General features: G+C 54.6%; 18 protein-coding genes and 1 pseudogene. 12 read left to right on the top strand and 7 right to left on the bottom strand.

Annotated features, from left to right (window positions below):
* The 5 genes and pseudogenes from FDX03_RS23160 to FDX03_RS07590 form a co-directional block, all read left to right on the top strand.
* Window positions 1-152, top strand: a pseudogene (locus tag FDX03_RS23160) (L-idonate 5-dehydrogenase); the annotation flags it as partial.
* A gap of 11 nt (window positions 153-163) precedes the next feature.
* A complete protein-coding gene (gene idnO, locus FDX03_RS07605) occupies window positions 164-928 on the top strand; it encodes a gluconate 5-dehydrogenase (protein WP_048212822.1) in 765 nt (254 codons plus the stop codon).
* Window positions 929-1,051: 123 nt separating this feature from the next.
* Window positions 1,052-2,371, top strand: a complete 1,320-nt coding sequence (gene idnT, locus FDX03_RS07600; protein WP_016155581.1) for a gnt-II system L-idonate transporter — start codon at window positions 1,052-1,054, stop codon at window positions 2,369-2,371.
* A 52-nt stretch (window positions 2,372-2,423) separates the two neighbouring features.
* Window positions 2,424-3,422 (top strand): LacI family DNA-binding transcriptional regulator, encoded by a 999-nt coding sequence (locus FDX03_RS07595; RefSeq protein ID WP_048212823.1) that lies wholly within the window; start codon window positions 2,424-2,426, stop codon window positions 3,420-3,422.
* A gap of 79 nt (window positions 3,423-3,501) precedes the next feature.
* Window positions 3,502-5,004, top strand: a complete 1,503-nt coding sequence (locus FDX03_RS07590) for a helicase HerA-like C-terminal domain-containing protein (protein ID WP_101743091.1) — start codon at window positions 3,502-3,504, stop codon at window positions 5,002-5,004.
* 105 nt (window positions 5,005-5,109) lie between these two features.
* On the opposite strand, the gene lptG is transcribed toward FDX03_RS07590, so the two are convergent.
* The 3 genes from lptG to FDX03_RS22805 all read right to left on the bottom strand — a co-directional run bounded on the left by lptG (window position 5,110) and on the right by FDX03_RS22805 (window position 7,405).
* Entirely contained in the window at window positions 5,110-6,192 is a 1,083-nt protein-coding gene (gene lptG / locus FDX03_RS07585; RefSeq protein WP_048212824.1) for an LPS export ABC transporter permease LptG, read from the bottom strand.
* A complete protein-coding gene (gene lptF, locus FDX03_RS07580; RefSeq protein ID WP_048212825.1) occupies window positions 6,192-7,292 on the bottom strand; it encodes an LPS export ABC transporter permease LptF in 1,101 nt (366 codons plus the stop codon). The genes lptG and lptF overlap by 1 nt, the downstream gene beginning before the upstream one ends.
* A 62-nt stretch (window positions 7,293-7,354) precedes the next feature.
* Window positions 7,355-7,405 carry a hypothetical protein gene (locus FDX03_RS22805; RefSeq protein ID WP_212723231.1) on the bottom strand — a complete coding sequence of 17 codons (51 nt, stop codon included), beginning with the start codon at window positions 7,403-7,405 and terminating at the stop codon, window positions 7,355-7,357.
* Between the two features lie 153 nt (window positions 7,406-7,558).
* Here FDX03_RS22805 and pepA point away from each other — a divergent pair, with 153 nt between their 5' ends.
* The 4 genes from pepA to FDX03_RS07560 all read left to right on the top strand — a co-directional run bounded on the left by pepA (window position 7,559) and on the right by FDX03_RS07560 (window position 13,280).
* Window positions 7,559-9,070, top strand: a complete 1,512-nt coding sequence (gene pepA / locus FDX03_RS07575) for a leucyl aminopeptidase (RefSeq protein ID WP_005134172.1) — start codon at window positions 7,559-7,561, stop codon at window positions 9,068-9,070.
* Window positions 9,071-9,262: 192 nt separating this feature from the next.
* Complete coding sequence (gene holC / locus FDX03_RS07570; protein WP_137345730.1) at window positions 9,263-9,706, top strand: DNA polymerase III subunit chi; 444 nt, start codon at window positions 9,263-9,265, stop codon at window positions 9,704-9,706.
* Window positions 9,706-12,561: a valine--tRNA ligase gene (locus FDX03_RS07565; protein ID WP_115601069.1), complete on the top strand. Its 2,856-nt coding sequence runs from the start codon at window positions 9,706-9,708 to the stop codon at window positions 12,559-12,561. The genes holC and FDX03_RS07565 overlap by 1 nt, the downstream gene beginning before the upstream one ends.
* A 215-nt stretch (window positions 12,562-12,776) precedes the next feature.
* Complete coding sequence (locus FDX03_RS07560; RefSeq protein WP_003025856.1) at window positions 12,777-13,280, top strand: GNAT family N-acetyltransferase; 504 nt, start codon at window positions 12,777-12,779, stop codon at window positions 13,278-13,280.
* Between the two features lie 26 nt (window positions 13,281-13,306).
* Here the strand turns inward: FDX03_RS07560 and FDX03_RS07555 are convergent, their stop codons facing one another.
* The 3 genes from FDX03_RS07555 to rraB all read right to left on the bottom strand — a co-directional run bounded on the left by FDX03_RS07555 (window position 13,307) and on the right by rraB (window position 15,539).
* A complete protein-coding gene (locus FDX03_RS07555; protein ID WP_115601071.1) occupies window positions 13,307-14,137 on the bottom strand; it encodes a topoisomerase II in 831 nt (276 codons plus the stop codon).
* A gap of 166 nt (window positions 14,138-14,303) precedes the next feature.
* Window positions 14,304-15,062 (bottom strand): tRNA isopentenyl-2-thiomethyl-A-37 hydroxylase MiaE, encoded by a 759-nt coding sequence (miaE, locus tag FDX03_RS07550; RefSeq protein WP_137345729.1) that lies wholly within the window; start codon window positions 15,060-15,062, stop codon window positions 14,304-14,306.
* Window positions 15,063-15,113: 51 nt separating this feature from the next.
* Complete coding sequence (gene rraB, locus FDX03_RS07545) at window positions 15,114-15,539, bottom strand: ribonuclease E inhibitor RraB (protein WP_003025845.1); 426 nt, start codon at window positions 15,537-15,539, stop codon at window positions 15,114-15,116.
* A 163-nt stretch (window positions 15,540-15,702) separates the two neighbouring features.
* Here rraB and argF point away from each other — a divergent pair, with 163 nt between their 5' ends.
* On the top strand, window positions 15,703-16,707 hold the full coding sequence (gene argF, locus FDX03_RS07540; protein ID WP_048212831.1) for an ornithine carbamoyltransferase: 1,005 nt from the start codon (window positions 15,703-15,705) through the stop codon (window positions 16,705-16,707).
* 106 nt (window positions 16,708-16,813) lie between these two features.
* Here argF and FDX03_RS07535 read toward each other — a convergent pair whose 3' ends face one another.
* Window positions 16,814-17,266: a YhcH/YjgK/YiaL family protein gene (locus FDX03_RS07535; RefSeq protein WP_008786059.1), complete on the bottom strand. Its 453-nt coding sequence runs from the start codon at window positions 17,264-17,266 to the stop codon at window positions 16,814-16,816.
* A gap of 673 nt (window positions 17,267-17,939) precedes the next feature.
* On the opposite strand from FDX03_RS07535, the gene arcA reads away from it, so the two are divergent.
* Together arcA and arcC are read left to right on the top strand one after the other, a co-directional pair.
* On the top strand, window positions 17,940-19,160 hold the full coding sequence (arcA, locus tag FDX03_RS07530; protein WP_048212832.1) for an arginine deiminase: 1,221 nt from the start codon (window positions 17,940-17,942) through the stop codon (window positions 19,158-19,160).
* Window positions 19,161-19,169: 9 nt separating this feature from the next.
* Window positions 19,170-20,102 (top strand): carbamate kinase, encoded by a 933-nt coding sequence (gene arcC / locus FDX03_RS07525; protein WP_048212833.1) that lies wholly within the window; start codon window positions 19,170-19,172, stop codon window positions 20,100-20,102.
* Window positions 20,103-20,134: the final 32 nt, after the last annotated feature.

Raw genomic sequence — 20,134 nt, 5'->3', positions numbered from 1 at the left:
CCGCGGTGTCGTGGCTGGCGAATAACGTTATCGATCCGCTGCCGTTACTCAGCGCTGAATATCCCTTTACCGAGCTTGAACAGGCGCTGATCTTCGCCGGGGATAAAACCCAGGCGGCGAAAGTCCAGCTCGTTTTCGAAGACATGAAATAAGGAATAGAATGATGAACGATCTTTTTTCACTGGACGGCAAAAATATTCTGATCACCGGTTCGGCCCAGGGTATTGGTTATTTACTGGCGACCGGGCTGGGTAAATATGGCGCGCAGATTATCGTCAATGACATTACGCCGGAGCGCGCGGAGGCCGCCGTCGCCAAACTGCAGCAGGAAGGGATCCGCGCCGTGGCCGCGCCGTTCAATGTTACGCATAAACAGGACATTGACGCCGCCATCGACCATATCGAAAAAGACATTGGCCAAATTGATGTGCTGGTGAATAACGCCGGTATCCAGCGTCGCCATCCGTTTACCGAGTTCCCGGAGCAGGACTGGAACGATGTGATTGCCGTTAACCAGACGGCGGTATTCCTGGTCTCCCAGGCGGTAACGCGTCGCATGGTGGAACGTCAGGCCGGAAAGGTCATCAACATCTGCTCCATGCAGAGCGAACTGGGCCGCGACACCATCACGCCGTACGCCGCCTCCAAAGGCGCGGTAAAAATGCTTACCCGCGGGATGTGTGTTGAGCTGGCACGCCACAATATCCAGGTCAACGGGATCGCGCCGGGCTACTTCAAAACCGAAATGACCAAAGCGCTGGTAGAGGATGAAGCCTTCACCTCCTGGCTATGCAAACGTACGCCAGCCGCGCGCTGGGGCGATCCGCAGGAGTTGATCGGCGCGGCGGTATTCCTCTCTTCTAAAGCATCCGATTTTGTTAACGGGCACCTGTTGTTTGTCGATGGCGGCATGCTGGTCGCCGTCTGATACCACACAACGCAACATCACGCAGCGCCCAGGCGCTGCATTTTTGGCTCCCCCCTGAATAATTCGAGTTGCAGCCAACACACCTGCAGCTTGAAGGATGACGGGGATATAAGAGAAACGATTATGCCATTAATAATAATTGCGGCAGGCGTCGCGCTGCTCCTGGTCCTGATGATTGGCTTTAAAGTTAACGGCTTTATTGCTCTGGTCCTGGTGGCGGCGGTCGTTGGTTTTGCCGAAGGGATGGATGCACAGGCCGTTCTGCACTCAATACAAAACGGGATCGGTGGCACGCTTGGCGGGCTGGCGATGATCCTCGGCTTCGGCGCAATGCTCGGCAAGCTGATTTCCGATACCGGCGCGGCTCAGCGCATCGCCACCACGCTGATTGGCACATTCGGTAAAAAGCGCGTGCAGTGGGCGCTGGTGATCACCGGTCTGGTTGTCGGCCTGGCGATGTTCTTCGAAGTCGGCTTTGTTCTGCTGCTACCGCTGGTGTTTACGGTGGTGGCCTCGTCCGGCCTGCCGCTGCTGTATGTTGGCGTACCGATGGTCGCCGCGCTGTCCGTGACCCACTGTTTTCTGCCGCCGCATCCGGGGCCGACCGCGATTGCCACCATTTTTGAGGCCAATCTCGGCACCACCCTGCTGTACGGCTTTATTATTACTATCCCGACGGTGATTGTCGCCGGGCCGCTGTTTTCTAAGCTGCTGACCCGCTTTGAGAAAGCGCCGCCGGAAGGGTTATTCAACCCGCATCTGTTCACCGAAGAAGAGATGCCGTCGTTCTGGAACAGTATCTTTGCGGCGGTTATCCCGGTCATACTGATGGCGGTCGCCGCCGTGTGCGAAATTACGCTGCCAAAGACCAACAGCGTGCGGGTGTTCTTTGAGTTTATCGGTAACCCTGCGGTCGCGTTGTTTATCGCTATCGTGCTCGCCATTTTTACCCTTGGTCGACGTAACGGGCGTACGATCGAGCAAATTATGGATATCATTGGCGACTCTATCGGCGCAATCGCGATGATTGTGTTTATCATCGCCGGGGGCGGCGCGTTTAAGCAGGTTCTGGTCGACAGCGGCGTGGGGCAATATATCTCGCACCTGATGACCGGCACGTCGCTTTCTCCGTTGCTGATGTGCTGGACGGTTGCCGCCTTGCTGCGCATCGCGCTCGGTTCAGCCACCGTGGCGGCGATCACCACCGCAGGCGTGGTGCTGCCGATTATCAACGTCACGCATGCCGACCCGGCGCTGATGGTGCTGGCGACCGGCGCGGGCAGCGTGATTGCCTCCCACGTTAACGATCCGGGATTCTGGCTGTTTAAAGGCTATTTTAATCTCAGCGTGGGGGAAACGTTGCGCACATGGACGGTCATGGAGACACTGATTTCCATTATGGGGCTGCTGGGGGTTCTGGCGCTGAACGCCATCCTGCATTAAGACGGTCATCACCGGGGAGCACAGGTCTGCGCTCCCCGGCACTGGAGAGAAAATGAGGAACCACAGAATTTCTTTGCAAGACATCGCCACGCTGGCGGGCGTGACCAAAATGACGGTGAGCCGCTACATTCGCTCGCCGAAAAAGGTCGCAAAGGAAACCGGTGAACGCATCGCGCAGATTATGGAGGAGATTAATTACATCCCCAACCGCGCGCCCGCGATGCTGCTGAACGCGCAAAGCTACACGCTCGGCGTGCTGATCCCCTCGTTTCAAAACCAGTTGTTCGCAGATATTCTGGCCGGTATTGAGTCAGTCACCTCGGACCATAACTATCAGACGCTGATCGCCAACTACAATTACGACCGGGAATCAGAGGAAGAGTCGGTGATTAACCTGCTGTCGTACAATATCGACGGCATTATTTTGTCCGAGAAATATCACACTCTGCGCACAGTTAAATTTCTGCGTTCAGCCAACATTCCGGTGGTCGAGCTGATGGATATTCAGGGCGATCGTCTGGACATGGAAGTAGGTTTCGATAACCGTCAGGCGGCGTTTGATATGGTCAGCACGATGCTGGATAAACGTCAGCGGCGCAAAATCCTCTATCTCGGTTCGAAAGACGACGTCCGCGATGAACAACGCTATCGCGGCTACTGCGATGCCATGACGCGTCGAGGTCTGGTGCCGCTGCGCGTCAATCCGCGCGCTATTTCGTCCATTCATCTTGGCACCCAGATGATGCGGGACGCGCTGGCTGCGCATCCGGATGTAGACGGCGTGTTTTGCACCAACGACGATATTGCGATGGGCGCGCTGCTGCTGTGCCGCGAGCGCGAGCTGGCCGTTCCGGAGCAGATCTCAATTGCCGGTTTTCACGGGCTGGAAATGGGCAGGCAGATGATCCCAAGCCTCGCCAGCGTGATCACCCCGCGTTTTGACATTGGCCGCATGGCGGCGCAGATGTTGCTGAGCAAAATCAAGAACAACGACCATAACCACAACACCGTGGATCTTGGGTATCAGATTTATCACGGCAATACGCTTTAAGTCATTTTCTCTCGCCATCGCATACTCTCTTTGATGGACATTGCCTATACTCCAGGCAGGATAAATGGAGGAAATCTCAATGAGCGCACCCCTGCTAATTGCCCGCACGCCGGACACTGAACTGTTTTTACTGCCAGGCATGGCCAACCGTCACGGGCTGATTACCGGAGCGACCGGGACCGGCAAAACCGTCACGTTACAAAAGCTTGCCGAATCGCTGTCCGGGATTGGCGTACCGGTATTTATGGCCGATGTGAAAGGTGACTTAACCGGCGTAGCCGAGGAAGGCCAATCCTCTGAAAAGCTGCTCGCCCGCCTGAAAAACATCGGCATTACCGACTGGCAACCGCATGCCAATCCGGTCACCGTGTGGGATATCTTTGGCGAAAAGGGTCACCCGGTGCGGGCCACGGTATCTGATCTCGGGCCGCTGCTGCTGGCTCGTCTGCTGAATCTCAACGACGTGCAGTCCGGCGTGCTGGATATTATCTTCCGTATTGCCGATGACCAGGGTCTGTTGCTGCTGGATTTCAAAGATCTGCGGGCCATTACGCAGTACATCGGCGATAACGCTAAATCGTTCCAGAACCAGTACGGCAACATCAGTAGCGCCTCGGTGGGCGCTATCCAGCGCGGACTGTTGTCACTGGAACAACAGGGCGCGGCGCACTTCTTTGGCGAACCGATGCTGGATATCAAAGACTGGATGCGAACCGACGCCAGCGGCAAAGGGATGATCAACATCCTCAGCGCCGAGAAGCTCTACCAGATGCCCAAACTGTACGCCGCCAGCCTGCTGTGGATGCTCTCCGAACTGTACGAACAGTTGCCGGAAGCAGGCGATCTGGAGAAACCCAAACTGGTGTTTTTCTTTGATGAAGCGCATCTGCTGTTCAACGATGCCCCGCAGGTGCTGCTGGATAAAATCGAACAGGTGATCCGCCTGATCCGCTCGAAAGGGGTCGGCGTGTGGTTCGTCTCGCAAAACCCGTCGGATATTCCGGACAACGTGCTTGGCCAGTTGGGTAACCGCGTGCAGCACGCCCTGCGCGCGTTCACGCCGAAAGATCAGAAAGCGGTGAAAAGCGCGGCGCAAACTATGCGCGCCAACCCGGCGTTTGATACCGAGAAAGCCATTCAGGAACTGGGCACCGGCGAGGCGCTGGTGTCGTTTCTGGACGCCAAAGGCAGCCCGTCGGTGGTGGAGCGGGCAATGGTGATTGCGCCCTGCTCCCGTATGGGGCCGGTAACCGACGATGAGCGCAACGGGCTGATTAATCACTCTTCGCTGTACGGAAAATATGAGGAAGAGGTCGACCGCGAATCCGCCTATGAGCGTTTACAGCAAGGCGTGCAAGCCAGCACCGAGAAGCAAAATACGCCTCCCGCCAACGGTAAAGCGGTCGAGGTTGACGACGGTATTCTCGGTGGGTTGAAGGATATTTTGTTTGGCAGCACAGGACCGCGCGGCGGCAAGCGCGATGGCGTGGTACAGAGCGTGGCGAAAAGCGCGGCGCGACAGGTCACTAATCAGATAATCCGCGGCATGTTGGGGAGTTTGATGGGCGGGAGAAAACGCTAGTATCCGTGTTACTGTGCCGGATGGCGGCGTAAACGCCTTATCCGGCCTACGGGCCCTGGTAGGCCTGATAAGCGCAGCGCCATCAGGCACTGCGCTTTACTGTGATTACGACCTACGCAGCATCAGCCACAGACTAATCAGCAGGAAGCTGGCACTTGGCAGCAGCGCGCCGATAATCGGCGGAATGCCGTACACCAGCGTCAGCGGGCCAAAGATTTGGTCCAGCACATAGAACACAAAACCGAAGCTAATCCCCGTCACCACACGCACACCCATCGGCACGCTACGCAGCGGGCCGAAGATAAATGACAGCGCCATCAGCATCATGACCGCCACTGACAGCGGCTGGAACACTTTGCTCCACATATTGAGCTGGTAGCGTCCGGCGTCCTGGCCGCTCGACTTCAGGTACTTCACGTAATTATGCAGACCACTAATCGACAGCGCGTCAGGATCCAACGCCACGACGCCGAGCTTGTCGGGCGTAAGGTTGGTTTTCCAGGTGCCGCTCACCGTCTGCGAACCGGTAATTTGTTTCGGGTCGGTCAGGTTGGACTCATCCACCTGCGACAAACGCCAGACCTTCTGCTCCGGGTCAAACGTCGCGCTGGCGGCATAGCGAACGGACTGCAAACGACGCTTGTCGTTAAAGGCGTAAATGCTGATTCCGCCTAATTCGGCGTCCCCTTTCACTCGCTCGATGTAAACAAAGCTGTCGCCATCTTTCGCCCACAGTCCTTGCTGGGTAGAGAGCAGCGAGCCGCCGTACATCTGCTGCGCACGGTAGTTACGCGCCATCTGTTCACCCTGCGGTGCCACCCATTCCCCGATGGCCATCGTCAGCAGCACCAGCGGAATCGCGGTTTTCATCACCGACAACGCTACCTGCATACGGGTAAAGCCGGAAGCCTGCATCACCACCAGTTCACTGCGCTGGGCCAACATGCCCAGCCCCAACAACGCACCCAGCAGCGCCGCCATCGGGAAAAAGATCTGGATATCTTTCGGTGCGCTGAGCAGGGTATACAGCCCGGCGCCCATCGCATCGTAGCTCCCCTGCCCGGCTTTTTTCAGCTGGTCGACAAACTTGATGATCCCGGAGAGCGACACCAGCATGAACAACGTCATCATGATAGTGGTAAAAATGGTTTTACCGATATAGCGGTCAAGTACACCAAAGGGCTGCATTATACCGCTCCTTTACGCATAAAACGGGCACGCAAGCGGCGCATCGGCACCGTATCCCAGAGGTTAAGCACAATCGCCAGCGCCAGATAGGCCAGGTTTACCACCCACATCCAGAACACCGGATCCAGTTTACCTTTGCCACCGTTCGACTTCAGCGACGTCTGCACCAGGAAGAACAGCAAATAGAGCAGCATGGCTGGCAGCATGGACAGCACGCGACCCTGACGCGGGTTAACCACGCTCAGCGGGACAACCATCAGCGCCATCATAAATACGGTGAATACCAATGTGATACGCCAGTGCAGCTCCGCACGGGCCCGAGCGTTGTCGGTATTCCACAGTGTGCGCATATCCATCTGGTCGGTATCATTGGGATCCAGCGCCACGGCCTGATGGCCGATAATCGCCTGGTAGTCCTGGAAATCGGTAATGCGGAAATCGCGCAGCAGCGCGGTCCCTTCAAAACGCGTACCTTTGTTCAGCACCACGACCTGAGAGCCGTCACGCAACTGAGTCAGATGTCCGGAATCAGCCACAACCACCGAAGGACGGGCGTTACCTTTCGGGCGGATTTGCGCGAGGAACACATCTTTGAAGCTGCTACCATCAACACTTTCGATAAACAACACCGAACTGCCGTTCGTTGCCTGCTGGAATTGCCCTTGAGCAAGCGCCGCCATGCCGGGGTTCGCTTTTGCTTCCGCCAGCACTTCATCCTGATGCCGGGAGGACCACGGTCCGGCCCACATTACGTTGACTGCCGCAACGATACTGGTAAACAACGCCAGCACCATCGCCGCTTTTACCAGCACAGCCTTGCTCAGCCCGCAGGCGTGCATGACCGTAATTTCACTTTCGGTATACAGTTTGCCCAGCGTCATTAGCAGCCCAAGGAAGAGGCTTAAGGGCAAGATAAGTTGCGCCATTTCTGGCACGCCCAGCCCCAGCAGCGAGAGCACCAGATTCGCCGGGATATCACCGTCAACAGCCGCACCCAGGATCCTGACTAACTTTTGACAAAAGAAGATCAAAAGCAGGATGAATAGGATCGCAAGTTGGCTTTTGAGCGTTTCCCGAACCAGATATCTTATGATTATCACTTTAAATACGCCCGTAAAAACCCGTCTTTTGCCGGAATTTAGCTTGTTTCATGGCTTAAACGTCATTTATTCTCTTGAGTCGTCGAAATCGTCGCTAAGATCATTATACTCAACGGATCCACCTCTCAGAAATTGTTCTGACGTGCCAATGCCGTAATAACGTTAAGATTAACACGAAGTCACCGCAACAGCGGGTATGAGTTACGAAAGCTTGCAATTCTATCCGTAGCCACCGCTGTTGTCTTTAAGATTCAGGAGCGTAGTGCATGGAGTTCAGTGTAAAAAGCGGTAGCCCGGAGAAACAGCGGAGTGCGTGCATCGTCGTGGGTGTCTTTGAACCACGCCGCCTCTCTCCGATTGCAGAGCAGCTCGACAAGATCAGCGACGGGTACATCAGCGCACTGCTGCGTCGTGGCGAACTGGAAGGCAAACCGGGTCAAACCCTGTTGCTGCACCATGTTCCTAACGTTCTGTCTGAGCGAATTCTCCTTATTGGTTGTGGCAAAGAGCGTGAACTTGATGAGCGCCAGTACAAGCAGGTCATTCAGAAAACCATCAATACGCTGAATGATACTGGCTCAATGGAAGCCGTCTGCTTCCTGACTGAGCTGCACGTCAAAGGGCGTAATAACTACTGGAAAGTGCGCCAGGCCGTTGAGACGGCCCAGGAAACGCTGTACAGCTTTGACCAGTTGAAGACCAACAAAAGCGAGCCGCGCCGCCCGCTGCGTAAAATGGTCTTCAACGTACCGACCCGCCGTGAGCTGACCAGCGGCGAGCGTGCTATTCAGCATGGTCTGGCGATCGCCGCCGGTATTAAAGCGGCGAAAGATCTCGGCAATATGCCGCCAAATATTTGTAACGCCGCCTATCTGGCTTCTCAGGCGCGTCAGCTGGCAGACAGCTACAGCAAAAATGTTGTGACCCGCGTGATCGGCGAGCAGCAGATGAAAGAGCTGGGTATGCACTCTTATCTCGCCGTCGGCCACGGCTCGCAGAACGAGTCACTGATGTCGGTCATCGAGTACAAAGGCAATCCGTCCGAAGACGCGCGTCCGATTGTGCTGGTCGGTAAAGGGTTAACCTTCGACTCCGGCGGTATCTCCATCAAACCTGCCGAAGGCATGGATGAGATGAAGTACGACATGTGCGGCGCGGCGGCAGTGTACGGCGTAATGCGCATGGTGGCCGAGCTTCAACTACCCATCAACGTCGTCGGCGTACTGGCGGGCTGCGAAAACATGCCGGGTGGCCGCGCGTATCGCCCGGGCGATGTGCTGACCACTATGTCCGGGCAGACCGTTGAAGTGCTCAATACCGACGCCGAAGGCCGTCTGGTGCTGTGCGACGTGTTAACCTACGTCGAACGCTTTGAGCCGGAAGCGGTGATTGACGTCGCGACCCTGACCGGCGCGTGCGTGATTGCGCTGGGCCATCACATCACCGGCCTGATGTCGAACCACAACCCGCTGGCGCATGAGCTGATCGGCGCGTCCGAGCAGGCTGGCGATCGCGCATGGCGTCTGCCGCTGGGTGATGAGTTCCAGGAACAGCTGGAGTCCAACTTTGCGGATATGGCGAACATTGGCGGACGTCCTGGTGGCGCCATTACCGCAGGCTGCTTCCTGTCGCGCTTTACCCGTAAGTATAACTGGGCGCACCTGGACATCGCCGGCACCGCATGGCGTTCCGGGAAAGCCAAAGGCGCAACTGGTCGTCCGGTGGCGCTGCTGTCGCAGTTCCTGCTCAATCGTGCCGGTTTTAACGGCGAAGAGTAGTTTGCATGATTGCCGGATGGCGCTGCGCTTTTCCGGCCTACAAGATCGAGCAATAAGAATTCTATACCCTATGGATTTCGAGTTGCATCGCGGCGGCAACTGAGCAAATCCCCAGGAGCATAGTTTACTATGTGACTGGGGTGCGTGAAGGCAGCCAACAATGAGGCAACTTGAAAGACGACGGGTATAGATATGAGGAATGCGACCTTTTATATTCTGGACAATGACAACACCATCGACGGCCTCAGCGCCGTTGAACAACTGGTGTGTGAAATTGCCGCAGAACGTTGGCGGGCTGGCAAGCGCGTGCTGATCGCCTGTGAAAACGAAAAGCAGGCTCTGCAACTGGATGAAGCCCTGTGGGCAAGACCGGCAGAAAGCTTTGTTCCACATAATCTGGCGGGTGAAGGCCCCAGAGGCGGCGCCCCGGTAGAGATTGCCTGGCCGGAAAAACGCAACAGCAGCCCGCGCGACCTGCTCATCAGTTTACGCGTTGGCTTTGCAGATTTTGCCACCGCTTTCACAGAAGTGATAGACTTCGTTCCTTACGAAGATTCTTTGAAACAATCGGCACGCGATCGCTACAAAGCTTACCGCGTGGCTGGTTTTAACCTGAATACGGCAACCTGGAAATAATGGAAAAGACATACAACCCACAAGATATCGAACAGCCGCTTTACGAGCACTGGGAAAAGCAGGGCTATTTCAAACCTAACGGCGATGAAAGCAAAGAGTCCTTCTGCATCATGATCCCGCCGCCGAACGTCACCGGCAGTTTGCATATGGGTCATGCTTTCCAGCAAACCATCATGGATACCATGATTCGCTACCAGCGCATGCAGGGCAAAAACACCCTGTGGCAGGCCGGTACCGACCACGCGGGTATCGCTACCCAGATGGTGGTTGAACGTAAGATTGCCGCTGAAGAAGGTAAAACCCGTCACGACTACGGTCGCGAAGCGTTTATCGACAAAATTTGGCAGTGGAAAGCGGAATCCGGCGGCACCATTACCCGTCAGATGCGCCGTCTCGGCAACTCCGTTGACTGGGAGCGCGAGCGCTTCACCATGGACGAAGGCCTTTCCAATGCCGTGAAAGAAGTCTTCGTTCGCCTGTACAAAGAAGACCTGATTTACCGTGGCAAGCGTCTGGTCAACTGGGACCCGAAACTGCGCACCGCTATTTCTGACCTGGAAGTGGAAAACCGCGAGTCTAAAGGCTCGATGTGGCACATCCGCTATCCGCTGGCCGACGGCGCGAAAACCGCAGACGGTAAAGATTACCTGGTCGTGGCGACCACCCGTCCGGAAACCATTCTGGGCGACACCGGCGTGGCCGTGAACCCGGAAGATCCACGTTATAAAGATCTGATCGGCAAATTCGTCATGCTGCCGCTGGTTGACCGCCGTATTCCTATCGTGGGCGACGAACACGCCGATATGGAAAAAGGCACCGGCTGCGTGAAGATCACCCCTGCGCACGACTTTAACGACTATGAAGTCGGCCGTCGTCACGCCCTGCCAATGATTAACATTCTGACCTTTGATGGCGACATCCGCGAAACCGCGGAAGTGTATGACACCAAAGGTGAAGAGTCTGACGTTTACTCCAACGCTATCCCGGCTGAATTCCAGAAGCTGGAACGCTTTGCCGCGCGTAAAGCGATCGTCGCTGCCATCGATGCGATGGGCCTGCTGGAAGAGATCAAACCTCACGATCTGACCGTTCCTTACGGCGACCGTGGCGGCGTGGTTATCGAACCGATGCTGACCGACCAGTGGTACGTCCGTGCCGACGTGCTGGCAAAACCGGCGGTTGAAGCGGTTGAGAACGGCGACATCCAGTTCGTACCGAAGCAGTACGAAAACATGTACTTCTCCTGGATGCGCGATATTCAGGACTGGTGTATCTCCCGTCAGCTGTGGTGGGGTCACCGTATCCCGGCATGGTATGACAACGACGGCAACGTCTACGTTGGCCGTACCGAAGATGAAGTGCGTCAGGAAAACAACCTCGGCGCCGACGTTCAGCTTCGTCAGGACGAAGACGTTCTGGATACCTGGTTCTCCTCCGCGCTGTGGACCTTCTCTACCCTCGGCTGGCCGGAAAACACCGACGCGCTGCGTCAGTTCCACCCCACCAGCGTGATGGTTTCCGGCTTCGACATCATCTTCTTCTGGATTGCCCGCATGATCATGATGACCATGCACTTCATCAAAGATGAAAACGGCAAGCCGCAGGTTCCGTTCCATACCGTCTACATGACCGGTCTGATCCGTGACGACGAAGGCCAGAAGATGTCCAAATCCAAGGGCAACGTGATTGACCCGCTGGATATGGTCGACGGTATCTCGCTGCCGGAGCTGCTGGAAAAACGTACCGGCAACATGATGCAGCCGCAGCTGGCCGAGAAGATCGCCAAGCGCACCGAGAAGCAGTTCCCGAACGGCATCGAGCCGCACGGCACCGATGCCCTGCGTTTCACCCTGGCGGCGCTGGCCTCTACCGGCCGCGACATCAACTGGGATATGAAGCGTCTGGAAGGTTACCGTAACTTCTGTAACAAGCTGTGGAACGCCAGCCGCTTCGTGCTGATGAACACCGAAGATCAGGATTGCGGCTTCAACGGCGGCGAAATGACCCTGTCTCTGGCCGACCGCTGGATCCTCGCTGAATTCAACCAGACCATCAAAGCGTACCGCGAAGCGCTGGATAACTTCCGCTTCGATATCGCCGCGGGCATTCTGTACGAGTTCACCTGGAACCAGTTCTGCGACTGGTATCTGGAGCTGACCAAGCCGGTCATGACCGGAGGAACTGATGCTGAACTGCGCGGCACCCGTAATACGCTGGTGACCGTGCTGGAAGGCCTGCTGCGCCTGGCGCACCCGATCATCCCGTTCATCACCGAAACCATCTGGCAGCGCGTGAAAGTGATTTGTGGCAACACCGCAGATACCATCATGCTGCAGCCGTTCCCGGAATATAACGCGGCTCAGGTTGATGAAGCGGCACTGGCTGATACCGAATGGCTGAAGCAGGCGATCGTTGCCGTACGTAACATCCGCGCGGAAATGAACATTGCCCCAGGCAAACCGCTGGAGCTGCTGCTGCGTGGTTGCAGCGCGGATGCGATGCGTCGTGTCAACGACAACAAGAGCTTCCTGCTGAACCTGGCGCGTCTGGAAAGCATCACCGTGCTGCCTGCCGATGACAAAGGTCCGGTTTCGGTGACCAAAATCATCGACGGCGCCGAGCTGCTGATCCCAATGGCAGGTCTCATCAACAAAGAAGATGAACTGGCGCGTCTGGCGAAAGAAGTCGCGAAAATCGAAGGTGAGATTGCCCGTATCGAAGGCAAACTCTCCAACGAAGGCTTCGTTGCCCGCGCACCGGAAGCGGTGATCGCCAAAGAGCGTGAGAAGCTGGACGGTTACGCGGAAGCCAAAGCGAAGCTGATTGAGCAGCAGGCAGTTATCGCCGCGCTGTAAAAATCGTGCCCATACGTTTGCCGGATGGCGCTTGCGCTTTTCCGGCCTACGGGCACCGTCAACGTAGGTCGGATAAGCAACCGACAGCTCGTGAACCCGATAAAGCCTCTGGCGTTCTCGCTCAGAGGCTTTTTCTTGAATTATCCTCGCTTGCGCTTCCCCTCATCGCAGTGGTATTAACTGCATATGTCCCACTTTTTTGTCATGAGTTCGCTATGAGTGCCATAACCTCCGTCGCGGCAACGCTGCGCCGAATTTCTGCCGATGATAACGCCGCAATTGCCCGCGTTATCCGCAAAGTTTCCGCTGAATACGGCCTGACCGCCGATAAAGGCTACACCGTTGCCGACCCTAATCTGGACGAATTGTTCCAGGTTTACAGCCAGCCGGGCGCGGCCTACTGGGTGGTTGAGCAAAACGGTGAAGTCGTGGGCGGCGGCGGTGTTGCACCGTTAGGATGTAGTGAACCAGACATTTGTGAGCTGCAAAAGATGTACTTCCTGTCGAGCGCGCGCGGTCAGGGGCTGGCGAAAAAACTGGCGCTGATGGCGCTTGAACATGCCCGTGAGCAAGGTTTTAAGCAGTGCTATCTTGAGACCACGGCTTTTCTGACTGAGGCAATTCGCCTGTATGAGCATTTAGGCTTTGAGCATATCAGCGAAGCGCTGGGCTGTACCGGGCACGTAGATTGTGAAGTGCGAATGTTAAAGCCCCTCTGACCTTACGCCGAGAGGCTTTAACCGCGTTACTGCATCTCGGCTGAGAGCATCAGTCGAATAACGCCAGCCGCGCGAGCGGTTGGCAGCTTCAGCACCTGTGACCATAAATCTTGCACCATTTCACAGGCGACTTTCTCTTTGCCCACGCCTTTACTCGGATCGGCCATGATTTGGATATCCGGTCCAAAGCGCTGTACCAGCCCCGGACTGATGGATTGCAGATCCTGAAGTGCCAACTGTTTTTCTTCCGCCGTAACCGTATGTTTGTTCGGGCCATAGGCCGCGTGCATCATACTCATGTCGCTGGCCATACGACGGTTCATGAGCTCGCGCGGAATAATACGCACCGGGTTAATCCCGCCTTTCACTGCCGGGAATAAAAAGCGAAAACATTCGTCATTGCCCACTTTTGCCACCGCGGCAATCTGCTCGAGATTAATCTTCATATACTCGATCACGTTGGCATCAGGCGCCTGCTGCAAACGCGCCATCTGTACCTGTAGGATCTGCGGCTGAATAGCGTCGATAATCTGTTGCTCGCTTTTCCCCGCCTCCTTCAGCTGCGTTGCCTGGGTGAGGATGTTCTGCCACAGCGCTGGCTCCTGCTCCTTAAGCACCTGATAAACAGGCATGGACAGCATCGCGTTTTCAAATTTCTGCGCATCCGTCAGACCATAATCCGGGCTTTCGCGTGGGATCAGGTAGTGCACATCAAACAAATTCCACGCAACAATCGCCACCACAAAAACCACCGCGCCGGAGACCTTACCCAGCCAGCCTTTTTTGCGAAACATGCCGACGACGATAGCAATCACCGCCCCGATATAACCCGCCAACAATACGTGTGCCCAGTTCATTAACCATCCTTATGATAAATCGTCTCTGTTCTGGGGATATATTTCCCCTTCGCGCGTTTTGATTATTACGGCAGCAGCAAGCGATTGCCAGCCACCAGATTTTGCTAACAAGCAACAGGAAGGGTTAAACCGCGCGGAAATGTCTGCCGCGCGTCAGAGAAGGAGGCTAAGCAGGAACGCCGCTGTGAAAGCGGAATTCATCATCAGGAGACAGGATCAGCGACGCTTCCACTTCACCAAAGAATCGCACCCGGCTACTGATATCGTCAGCAGAAACCTGCTGCGCCAGCGCCAGGTAATCCTGATAGTGCCGCGCCTCGGATCGCAGCAGCGACAGATAAAACGCCTGCAGATCGTCATCCAGATACGGTGCCAGCGCGGCGAACCGTTCACAGGACCGCGCTTCAATATATGCGCCGCAAATCAGCTTATCAATCAGCGTTAATGGTTCGTGGGTACGAACCTCTTTGAGCATACCTTTGGCGTAACGGCTGGCAGTAATTTTGATGTAGGGTATGTCGCGGCTCATCATCGCCTCGCGTACCTGCCAGAAGTGATGCAGCTCTTCTTTGATCAGCAACACCATGCTGTCGATAAGCTTGCGCCCCCACGGATCGTCGGTCTGCGGCATCACACTTTTGCTTATCTGTTTATTCAGTGCAATGAAATCAGGTTCCTCTCCATCTCTGAACGCGAAGGCCTCATAGGGTTTCAGCCAGTCCAGCAGCGCCTGCGATCCCTGTTTATCTGCGACATATTTACGCACCAACAGCATCGCCGTTTGCGCCGCTTTCAGCTCACAGACGAGGTGGTCGGTCAATAACAGAGGCAGATTAGCCGGGTCTCGCGCTTTATCAAGCCAGGCCTGGGGCGTTTTACAGTGCAGGAAATTGTGGATCGGGGAGAGTATTTGCAGGTAATCCATACATTGTCCTTGGCCTGCGGCAGCCTGGGCTACCGCAGGTCAGTAGATGACTTAGTGACGCACGCCGTCATCATCTTCGTCGACGAGATCTTCATCGTCGCCGTCTTCACCTTCTTCGCCGTTCGGGTCTTCAAAATAGGTGCCCCAACCGTCGTATTCCACATCATATTTTTCAGCCAGGTTCATCAGCTGCTCAACCTGAGCATCGATCAACTCCGCATTCAGTGCACATTCGCTCAGGATGTCACAGCAAATAACCGTGTCGCCTTCTTCCACTTCCAGCTCTTCCGGCTCGGTCACTTCATAACCCAGCTTGAAGGCTTCTACTGCCGCTTTTTCCAGGGTTTCGAAGTCATCCGCGGAAAGGTGATGCTCAATGGTGTACAGCGCGTCTGGATCGCTGCCATCTTCGAGTAACTCTTCAATAATCAAGCGCGTTTCTTCACGCTGTTCTTCCAGTAGTTCCGGGTTTGCCATGGCTCGTTCCTCATAATGTCCTGCCGATACTCTTATTGTCACATACCGCTGTCATTGCCTCCACCTTTCCAGGAAAGATTTGTTAAACAAGGTTGCAAATGAATAAACATCCATATAAATTGAATTTTAATTCAATAAATGGCCTAAGCCATGTGAGGGAACCATGTCTGCGTTTTATCAGAAGCACTTTTTGAAACTGCTTGATTTCACCTCTGCTGAACTCACGTCACTGCTCCAGCTCGCCGCGCAGCTTAAGGCGGATAAGAACAACGGTACTGAGGTCGCTAAACTCACCGGTAAAAACATCGCGCTCATCTTCGAAAAAGACTCAACCCGCACCCGTTGCTCTTTCGAAGTTGCCGCATACGATCAGGGCGCGCGCGTGACGTATCTCGGGCCAAGCGGCAGCCAGATTGGCCATAAAGAGTCGATCAAAGACACCGCCCGCGTGCTCGGCCGCATGTACGACGGTATTCAGTATCGGGGCCACGGCCAGGAGATTGTCGAGACGCTGGCGGAATATGCCGGAGTTCCAGTGTGGAACGGATTAACCAACGAGTTTCATCCTACCCAGCTGCTGGCGGATCTGTTAACTATGCAGGAACACCTGCCGGGTAAAGCGTTTAATGAGATGACGCTGGTCTACACCGGTGATGCCCGCAACAATATGGGCAATTCCATGCTGGAAGCCGCTGCGTTAACCGGGCTGGATCTGCGCCTGGTTGCGCCGCAGGCATGCTGGCCTGAAGAGAGCCTGGTGGCGGAGTGCAAAGCGCTGGCGCTGAAAAACGGCGGCAATATTACGCTGACCGAAGATGTCGCCGCGGGCGTGAAAGGTGCGGACTTTATCTATACCGACGTCTGGGTATCAATGGGCGAAGCAAAAGAGAAGTGGGCCGAACGTATTGCGCTGCTGCGTAAGTACCAGGTTAATAGCACGATGATGGCGTTGACCGGCAATCCACAGGTGAAATTCCTGCACTGTCTGCCCGCGTTTCATGACGATCAAACCACGCTTGGCAAACAAATGGCACAGGAATATGGTCTGCACGGCGGTATGGAAGTGACTGATGAGGTCTTTGAATCACCCGCCAGTATCGTATTTGATCAGGCGGAAAACCGGATGCACACCATCAAAGCGGTGATGGTGGCGACGCTGGCGAAGTGAGGGCATGGATGAAAAGAATGCCGGATGGCGATGCTAAGCATCTTATCCGGCCTACAACCGTGCTCCCGTAAGCCGGGTAAGCCGCAGCCGCCCCCGGCAAATACGCTTATGCTACCCGCATTTTCACCACAGCTTTGCGTACCAGTGCCGGAGCGCCGACCGCGCACAGCGGTTTATGCACTTCACCCGGATAGAACACCACGAAATCACCTTCGTTCAGCACCACCGTTTTCTCCTGTACCCCTTCCGGCAGGAAGGCGATATCTTTATCCGCCAGCCAGTCAGTTTCCGGCGCGCCCGCAGGCTGCGTGCTGAAGGTCATTCCTTCCTGGCCTTTGAGCAGGATCTGAATATCCAGATAGCGGGCGTGATACTCGGCGCGGCGCTGTGCAAACGGCTCCGTCATATCTTCGGCAATCAGATAAAACAGGCGATCGCCGTCAATGTCGTGCTTACCTTTTTCCGTCGCATCCGTCACATGCGCTTTAATGTGTTCAATTGCCTGACGCAGCTCTTCCGGCAGCCAGGCATCCAGGTTGTGAATATTGCCGACAATCATCTCAAACCCCTCAATTAAAACAACGTTTCATTTTTGTTGTTATACGAAAAAACCGCCTGCCATACCACTGCTATTTGCTGATATTTTGCGTCAACGCATGTTTATCGCTGATGATGTTAAATAATTGCTAACTCTCAGCAACAGGTTATGCATAAACTCTGCATAAATTTCGGCCACCCTTTTTCAATCCAATCAGTAACCCACTGTTCTTAAAAACTTTGTTAGAAAAACCAGCCATCGATCACAGTTCACATCTCCTTCACTATCCTTCTTCATCATCATATTTATTTTGAAATAAGCCTTACAGTGCAAATAATAAAATCATAAATTCGCATAATAATTCATTACACATAAAAAAGCACAAACAAATCAATACATTACTTATATTGCAGCACTTTTAAACATATACATAAAATTAACACCGATAAATAACAAGACATATTCCCGCGTAGTAATTCAATTATTCGCATTTTTATTTTGTTAATTCTCAGAGCCATCTCATAAATTAAACAACAAAAGCCAACCATCGACCTGACTGTGAAATAAATCACATTTCCTCATCAAATAAGATCTAAATATAGATTCTGAAATCAGCTGAAAAATCATGACTGCAATAAATATTATTTGCAGGCACCTCCTCTTTATTTTTTAAAATCGTATTAAAGGAATAATGATGGAAAAGCATTATGTCGGGTCTGAAATCGGTCAATTACGTAGCGTAATGCTACATCGCCCTAACCTCAGCTTAAAAAGGCTGACGCCATCAAATTGTCAGGAACTACTTTTTGATGATGTTCTTTCAGTAGAACGTGCAGGAGAAGAGCATGACATTTTCGCCAACACGTTACGTCAGCAAGGGATTGAGGTTCTGTTACTCACTGATTTATTGACACAAACCTTAGATGTCCCGGATGCTAAAGGTTGGCTGCTGGAGACACAAATCTCTGATTATCGCCTTGGCCCCGCTTTCGCTACCGATATTCGCGCATGGCTTGCAGATATGCAGCACCGGGAACTCGCCCGGCATTTAAGCGGCGGGCTAACCTACGGGGAAATTCCTGCCTCCATCAAAAATATGGTGGTCGATACTCACGATATTAATGACTTTATTATGAAGCCATTACCCAACCACCTATTTACTCGCGATACCTCCTGTTGGATATATAACGGTGTATCCATTAACCCGATGGCAAAAACCGCACGCCAGCGGGAAACCAATAACCTGCGAGCAATTTACCGTTGGCATCCACAATTTGCCGATGGTGAATTTATTAAATATTTCGGCGATGAAAATATTAATTACGACCACGCCACATTAGAAGGTGGCGATGTGCTGGTGATTGGTCGCGGCGCGGTACTCATCGGTATGTCGGAACGCACCACGCCGCAGGGCATTGAGTTCCTTGCCCAGTCGCTGTTTAAGCATCGCCAGGCTGAACGCGTCATCGCGGTTGAACTGCCGAAACATCGCTCCTGTATGCACCTCGATACCGTCATGACCCACATCGATATCGATACCTTCTCCGTCTACCCGGAAGTGGTACGCCCGGATGTCCAGTGCTGGACCCTGACGCCAGACGGGCGCGGCGGCCTGAAACGCACCCAGGAAAGCACGCTGGTACACGCCCTCGAAAAAGCGCTGGGCCTCGACCAAATCACGCTGATCACCACCGGTGGCGACGCCTTCGAAGCTGAACGCGAACAGTGGAACGACGCCAACAACGTCCTGACGCTGCGCCCCGGCGTGGTGGTGGGTTACGAGCGCAACATCTGGACCAACGAAAAATACGACAAAGCCGGTATCACCGTTTTACCCATTCCTGGCGACGAACTGGGACGCGGACGCGGCGGCGCGCGCTGCATGAGCTGCCCACTGGAACGCGACGGTATTTAAGGAGACGTTATGGAAAACAAACCTACTCTGGTTGTGGCGTTGGGCGGCAATGCGCTGCTCAAACGCGGTGAACCGCTGGAAGCTGACATCCAGCGCAAGAATATTGAGCTGGCGGCAAAAACTATCGCTCAGCTTACGCAGCAATGGCGCGTGATTCTTGTGCATGGCAATGGCCCACAGGTTGGACTTTTGGCGTTACAGAACAGCGCTTATGACCGCGTTACCCCTTATCCGCTCGACATTCTCGGTGCGGAAAGTCAGGGAATGATTGGCTATATGCTGCAACAAGCGCTGAAAAACCAGCTGCCGCAACGTGAAATTAGCGTCCTGCTGACTCAGGTTGAAGTCGATGCCCACGATCCAGCCTTCAGTAATCCGACCAAATATATCGGACCGATTTACGACAACGATCAGGCTAAAACGCTACACGCGGAAAAGGGCTGGATTTTCAAAGCCGATGGTAAAGCGTTCCGTCGCGTTGTGCCCTCTCCACAACCCAAACGTATCGTTGAAAGTGATGCTATTCGCACATTGATCGCCCGCGATCATCTGGTGATTTGCAACGGCGGTGGCGGCGTACCTGTGGTGGAAAAAGCCGATGGCTTCCACGGCATTGAAGCAGTGATCGACAAGGATCTCTCCGCCGCCCTGCTCGCCCGCCAACTCCATGCCGATGCGTTGTTGATCCTCACCGATGCTGACGCCGTGTACCTCGACTGGGGCAAACCTACCCAGCGCCCGCTGGCCCAGGTCACCCCGGAACTGCTCGGTGAAATGCAATTCGACGCCGGTTCAATGGGCCCCAAAGTCACCGCCTGCGCGGAATTCGTCTCTCACTGTCGGGGGATTGCTGGCATCGGTTCACTGGCCGACGGTCCGGCCATTCTCGCCGGCGACAAAGGCACGCTCATTCGTCTCGAAACCACCGACGCTCACGCTTAGGGCTTTTTTTGCCGGATGGCGGCTGCGCCTTA

Origin of the sequence: Citrobacter sp. wls827 (assembly GCF_005280875.1) — a bacterium.
Classification (GTDB): domain Bacteria; phylum Pseudomonadota; class Gammaproteobacteria; order Enterobacterales; family Enterobacteriaceae; genus Citrobacter; species Citrobacter youngae.
The sequence above is the reverse complement of the archived record's forward strand: the minus strand, read 5'-3'. Positions and strand labels throughout refer to the sequence as shown.